The sequence below is a fragment of the Candidatus Thiodiazotropha sp. AKAK3 genome, assembly GCF_058244645.1.
The window spans coordinates 313,029-319,520 of record NZ_JBSYOQ010000050.1; the positions used below are offsets into that span (position 1 = coordinate 313,029).

Sequence of the window (6,492 nt, forward strand, 5' to 3'; positions counted from 1 at the left end):
TAAACAACAAAAATAACAAGCAGTTATAAACTGTTTTTAAAGCTTTAGGAGATCCAAATGATAAGTAGCTTTGGTGCAGAAAGTGAGATAAAGGTGAATGGAACCACCTACCAGATTTTCAGACTGGATGCCCTTGAAAACACAGACCGCCTACCCTTTTCCATACGCATCCTTTTGGAAAACCTGCTTCGCCATGAGGACAATGTCACTGTTACTGCAGATGATATCAAAGCAGTTGCAAACTGGGATCCTAATGCTGAACCCAGCAAAGAGATTCAATACCGACCCTCACGGGTTCTGATGCAGGATTTCACAGGGGTACCGGCTGTAGTCGACCTTGCAGCAATGCGCGATGCCGTTGTCGAGCTTGGCGGCAATGCTGCGGATATCAACCCACTTCAGCCCGCTGAACTGGTTATCGATCATTCTGTACAAGTAGACCACTATGGGGATGAGAGTGCATTTGAACTCAATGCGAAACTGGAGTTTCAGCGCAACCGGGAGCGATATCAGTTCCTGAAATGGGGTCAGGGCGGTTTTTCCAATCTGAAGGTTGTTCCACCCGACACCGGAATCGTACACCAGGTGAACCTGGAATACCTGGCCAGGGTGATATCAGCGGAAGAGCGTGACGGCAAGTTACAGGCTTTTCCCGACACCCTGGTAGGCACAGACTCCCACACCACCATGGTGAATGGTATCGGCGTCCTGGGCTGGGGTGTTGGCGGTATCGAAGCTGAAGCCTCGATGTTGGGTCAACCTGTCTCAATGCTGATTCCCAAGGTTGTCGGCGTCAAGCTGGTCGGTAAACTACCTGAAGGCTGCCTGGCGACGGATCTGGTTCTGACCATTGTTGAACGTCTGCGTGAACACGGCGTGGTGGGTAAGTTTGTTGAATTCTATGGTCCTGCAATCGCTTCCATGCCGATGGGCGATCGATCAACCATCGCCAATATGGCCCCTGAATACGGTGCTACCTGTGGCCTCTTCCCGATCGACAAAGAGACCCTCAATTATCTGCGTCTGACCAATCGCAGCGAAGATCAGATCGCACTGGTTGAGGCCTATGCCAAGAAACAGGGCATCTACCATACAGCCAAGACACCGGAAGCAACTTACAGTGAAACCCTGGAGATCGATCTCTCTGCCGTTGAGCCGAGTCTCGCTGGCCCTAAACGTCCCCAGGATCTGGTGCTTCTAAAAGAAGCCAAGTCGCAATTTATCGAGGCGGTCAAGGTCTTCAATGGCGGGGAGAGCCAAACAGTTGCCACCAATATCGACGGTGCTTCAACAGAAATCACTGATGGTGCGGTTGTGATCGCCGCCATCACCTCCTGTACCAACACCTCCAATCCTGCAGTAATGATGGGGGCCGGTCTGCTGGCAAAGAGAGCCGTAGATCTCGGTTTAACGGTTAAGCCCTGGGTAAAAACCTCGCTGGGCCCTGGCTCCCGTGTGGTAATGCAGTATCTACAGCAGGCAGAACTTGATAAACCCCTGGAGACTTTGGGATTCGACCTGGTCGGTTATGGCTGTACTACCTGTATCGGTAACTCAGGCCCCCTACCCACTGAAGTATCCGAAGCGATCAGTGATGGTGACCTGACCGTAACCTCTGTGCTCTCCGGAAACCGTAACTTTGAGGGCCGGGTACATGCTGAAGTCAGAATGAACTACCTGGCATCTCCACCGTTGGTGGTTGCTTATGCGATTGCCGGCACCATGAATATTGACCTCTATAACGAACCTTTGGGCACCAGCAAAGAAGGCAAAACAGTTTTCCTCAAGGATATCTGGCCGAGCAGTAAAGAGATTGCAGATTGTATCGCTGAAAACCTGACACGGGAGGGCTTTATTGCCAGTTACGCCTCTCTGTTTGATGGGGATGAACGCTGGCGCTCTCTGGAAGCTTCTAGTGGCAGTCAATTCGAGTGGGATCCCGACTCAACCTATATTCAGCACCCACCTTACTTCGTGGATATGGAACTAGAGCCCGCTCCGGTGACCAACATCGAGGAGGCACGTTGCCTGGCTTGGCTGGGGGATTCGGTAACCACAGACCACATCTCGCCAGCCGGTGCAATCAAGGAGGATAGCCCGGCAGGACTCTATCTCACAGAACAGGGCGTAAAACCTGTCGACTTCAACTCATATGGTTCCCGTAGAGGCAATCATGAGGTGATGATGCGTGGCACATTCGCCAATATACGCTTACGTAATAAACTGCTTCCCGGCAGTGAAGGTGGTGTCACCAGACATCTCCCTAGCGGTGACGAGATGAGCATCTACGACGCCGCCATGCGCTACAAAGAGGAGTCTCTCCCAGCAATCATAATCGCCGGCAAGGAGTATGGCTCTGGCTCATCCCGTGACTGGGCAGCCAAAGGTCCTGCGTTACAAGGGGTGCGCGCTGTTATCGCTGAAAGCTACGAACGGATTCATCGCACCAACCTTGTCTGCATGGGCATACTCCCACTGCAATTTCTGGCCGGTGAGAGTGCAGAAACCCTGGAGTTGACTGGTGAAGAGCGATTCAACATCCCCAACCCTGGCGATAAAACCGGGCATAAAATCACAGTTACTGCGATAGCTGAGGATGGCACAGAGCGCAGCTTTAAAGTCACTGTGCGTATCGATACGCCAAATGAGGTCGATTACTTCAAACACGGCGGCATACTGCACTACGTACTGCGCAATATGGTGAATCAGTCAGCTGCGGAAACTGCTGAGGAAGTCAAAGCCGAATAGATTGCCGTTCAAAATGGGCCTTTTCTTGGCGTGGATCTTTGTAATAGCTTGCTATTACGAAGATCCACAGCTCAGAAAAGGAGCGTTCTGACAGCCATACGTCGGTCTATGACTTGCTAAAAATACTTTAATTGCCACTCCCGGCTTAACCCCCATCTTCTCAGCGGGTATAATCTCCGCCTTTCAGAATTTCTGCGGAAATAGATAATATGCAACTCTCCTCCCTTACAGCGGTTTCTCCAATCGATGGTCGTTATGGCAACAAGACAGATGACCTGCGGCCAATTTTCAGTGAATTCGGGCTCATTCGCCATCGGGTGAATGTAGAAATTCGCTGGTTACAGGCACTTGCCGGCCACAATGACATACTCGAGATTCCCACTCTGAGCGAACATGCCAATAATATTCTCAGCGGCATTGTCGAAAATTTCAGTGAAGAAGATGCCCAGCGGGTAAAGAACATCGAGCGCACCACCAATCACGATGTAAAAGCGGTCGAGTATTTCCTCAAAGAGAAGATTGCAGGCAATGAAGAGCTTGAGAGCATCAGTGAATTCATCCATTTTGCCTGCACCTCGGAAGATATCAATAACCTCTCCCACGCCTTGATGCTGAGAGAGGGGCGCGGTCAGGTGCTGCTGCCACAGATCGATGAAGTAATCGAAAGAACCAAAGCGCTGGCCCAACAACTGGCAGATCAACCGCTACTCAGTCGAACGCATGGACAGCCCGCATCCCCCAGCACCATGGGTAAAGAGGTGGCTAATGTTGTCTATCGTCTGCAACGCCAGCGGGATCAGATCGCAGCAGTTAATCTCCTGGGCAAGATCAACGGCGCAGTAGGAAACTACAATGCTCACATCTCGGCCTACCCGGAAATTAACTGGCCCGAATTCGCCCAGCAGTTTGTCGAGAGTCTGGGGATCAACTGGAACCCCTATACCATCCAGATAGAGCCTCACGACTATATTGCCGAGCTGTTCCATGCGCTGTCACGTTTTAACACCATCCTCATCGATTTTTGCCGTGATGTATGGAGTTACATCTCAGTAGGCTATTTCAAGCAGAAAACCGTAGCCGGAGAAGTCGGTTCCTCCACAATGCCACACAAGGTCAATCCCATTGATTTTGAAAATGCAGAAGGCAACCTGGGCATTGCCAACGCCATACTCGGGCATCTTTCAGAAAAGCTGCCCATCTCCCGCTGGCAGCGTGACCTGACCGATTCAACCGTACTCAGAAATCTCGGTGTAGGATTTGCTCATACCAGCATAGCCCTGCAATCGCTACTCAAAGGGCTAAGCAAGCTGGAAGCCAACGGCGATGCCATGCTGAATGACCTGGATGAGAACTGGGAAGTACTTGCTGAACCCATCCAGACTGTGATGCGTCGTTACGGCATCGAAAAGCCCTATGAGAAGCTCAAAGAGCTGACCCGGGGGCAAAGAATCACCCCTGAAGAGTTACAGACCTTTGTGGATGGCCTCGACATACCTGAAACAGCAAAGGATTCTCTCAAGCGTCTCACCCCGATGAGCTATATCGGCAACGCCAGGGATCAGGCAGCTTCGATTTAATCCCACCAGCACTTACTACACTCCCTTTAGCTTTCAAGCTTCCCTAGGGTAAGAGTAATGGTGCCACCATTGGAGGAAGAGGAGATCACTACCATATATCTGGAAAACTATCGGCTTATGGTCACTCTGTCTTGATAGGCACACAGTGTCGGGATGATAGGGGTGGAGTGGCAACCGTCTGCTGCGTCATCAATAGGGTCTCTAACAGTGGTCGTGCCGCGCCCAGTTGTTTCATCTTGATGGCTGCATTCCAAAGCGGCTCGAATTTCTTCCAGCCAGCGCTGTAACAGAAATGCCTTAGAGCATGGGAGGGGCGATCCATATGTACCATGCTGGAGCGCACTATGGAGCGCCATTCATAGAATGATCTGTAGGCCTGATCATATCCGGCCTTGAGTACCTCTGTAGACATATGCTTTGGTTGGAAAACCACCTCCCGTGTATTGTACCTATCCCAGTCTTCAGTCAGTAGTCGACCTTCGCTTTTTAGCCTTTCGTAGAGCCGGGTACCCGGATAGGGTGTGAGAATGTGAAAGGTGGCAGTGGTTACACCCATCTCCAGAGCCCAGTCAACGGTACGTTGAAATACCTGAGCGTCATCCTGGTCCATGCCAAAGACAAAACTTGCGTTGATCATCACTCCCAGGTCTGAAAGACGACGGATTGCAGTCCGATACTCACTGAGTGGGTGGTGTCGCTTGTTTGCCCCCTGCAGATTGCCTCCGTTCAAGGTTTCAAAGCCAACAAAGAGACTACGTAGACCCGCATCCACTGCTTTTTCGATCAGATCGCCTCGTAGTATAGAGTCAACAGTTGCTGCACCTTGAAATAGCCGGCCCATGCCGCGCATCCCTTCAAATAGTTGTTCGGCAAAGTAAGGGTGCCCCAATAGATGATCATCAAGAAAATAGAGATGGCGCCCTGGGAGCGATTCAATCTCGGCCAGTGCCCGATCCACACGTTGTGTATAGAATGAACGCCCACCCATAAAAAAGGCATGCTTGTAACAGAAATCACACTGGTGGGGGCAACCCCGACTTACCACGAGTGAATTGGGGACCAGATAGGATCCTCGTTTGATTAGATCACGCCTCACATCGGGAATCTGATCAAAACTGCGTCGAAGAGAGAAGTAGAGTCGCCGCGGCTTACCTCGACGAAAATCAGCCAAAAACTGGGCAAAGGGCTCATCACCGGGACCTATAACGATCGTATCAGCATGCTTGTCAGCCTCCTGCGGTAAGCTGGTCACATGCACACCACCAAGTATCACATGACTCCCCCTGGCCCGATAGTGATCTGCCAGTGCGTAGGCACGATAGGCGTTGGTGATATAGACCTGAATCACTACTAAATCAGGTGTATCATCAAGCTGAATCTCTTCCACATGTTCATCGACTAATTCCACCTCATCATCAGCAGCCATATGACCTGCTAGGGTGGCTAATCCCAAAGGTGGGAAGAGTGAATATTTAATCGGTCGCCAGTAGGGGCTTTTTGCCTCGATCAAGGCAGGTAGTATGAATTTAGCTCGCATTATGGACTCCTCTGCTTTAAGGCGTCAGCTTACAAACTCAGATTGGCATGAAGCGGGCGGAAATGTGGCAAAAAAGAGGCAGTTCAATAGGGCGACCTTAGATATGTTGACAGATCGATTCATCAACACGGTATTTGCTATTGGGCGCAAACACACCATACAAGCGGGTCAGGTTTACTCTGGGCTTGGGCACCTGGCGATGATAAATCGGCAGGAAAGCCGATTTGCACGGCAAGGGTCGCCCGAAGGATGGAGCACAAGGATGTGCGACGTGAGACATATTACTCTCCTTTCCATGGAGATACTAATATTCTCATAATGTTCTTATTCTGTATAGATGAATACTTGGTCCCTGTCGCTGCCTGACATTACCTGTCAGTGCCACGTGCTGCCACACAATAATGTAGTGATCGATCCCTCAGAACAACCCTAGTGTGGTGCGTCATATAAACCATGTATTTAGAAAGCCGCTCAAGCCGTGAGTGCAAGGCGCAGCGTTGTTCCCTTACCAAGGGGTGCAACGCCGCAATCGCGGCTTGAGTGGCTTCCCGCAGGGCGAGGCAGGTGATTTAAACGCAAACTGAGATAGGCCTTGTCTAAATATAGGGTTTATATGACGCACCACACTAG

3 protein-coding genes are annotated in these 6,492 nt (G+C 50.8%); 2 read left to right on the forward strand and 1 reads right to left on the reverse strand.

Features of this window, described 5'->3' with window-relative positions:
* The first annotated feature begins 57 nt into the window (after positions 1-57).
* Both acnA and purB read left to right on the forward strand, forming a co-directional pair.
* Complete coding sequence (acnA, locus tag AC4IE7_RS11760; protein WP_490777036.1) at positions 58-2,748, forward strand: aconitate hydratase AcnA; 2,691 nt, start codon at positions 58-60, stop codon at positions 2,746-2,748.
* Positions 2,749-2,957: 209 nt separating this feature from the next.
* Positions 2,958-4,325, forward strand: coding sequence for an adenylosuccinate lyase (purB, locus tag AC4IE7_RS11765; protein WP_490777037.1), 1,368 nt, complete (start codon positions 2,958-2,960; stop codon positions 4,323-4,325).
* A 121-nt stretch (positions 4,326-4,446) separates the two neighbouring features.
* On the opposite strand, the gene AC4IE7_RS11770 is transcribed toward purB, so the two are convergent.
* A complete protein-coding gene (locus tag AC4IE7_RS11770; RefSeq protein WP_490777038.1) occupies positions 4,447-5,862 on the reverse strand; it encodes a B12-binding domain-containing radical SAM protein in 1,416 nt (471 codons plus the stop codon).
* Between the last annotated feature and the right edge of the window lie 630 nt (positions 5,863-6,492).

Bases quoted from the DNA above. Each gene is read 5' to 3' on its own strand.
- acnA (WP_490777036.1), top strand. From the start codon at position 58: ATGATAAGTAGCTTTGGTGCAGAAAGTGAGATAAAGGTGAATGGAACC.
- purB (WP_490777037.1), top strand. From the start codon at position 2,958: ATGCAACTCTCCTCCCTTACAGCGGTTTCTCCAATCGATGGTCGTTAT.
- AC4IE7_RS11770 (WP_490777038.1), bottom strand. From the start codon at position 5,862: ATGCGAGCTAAATTCATACTACCTGCCTTGATCGAGGCAAAAAGCCCC.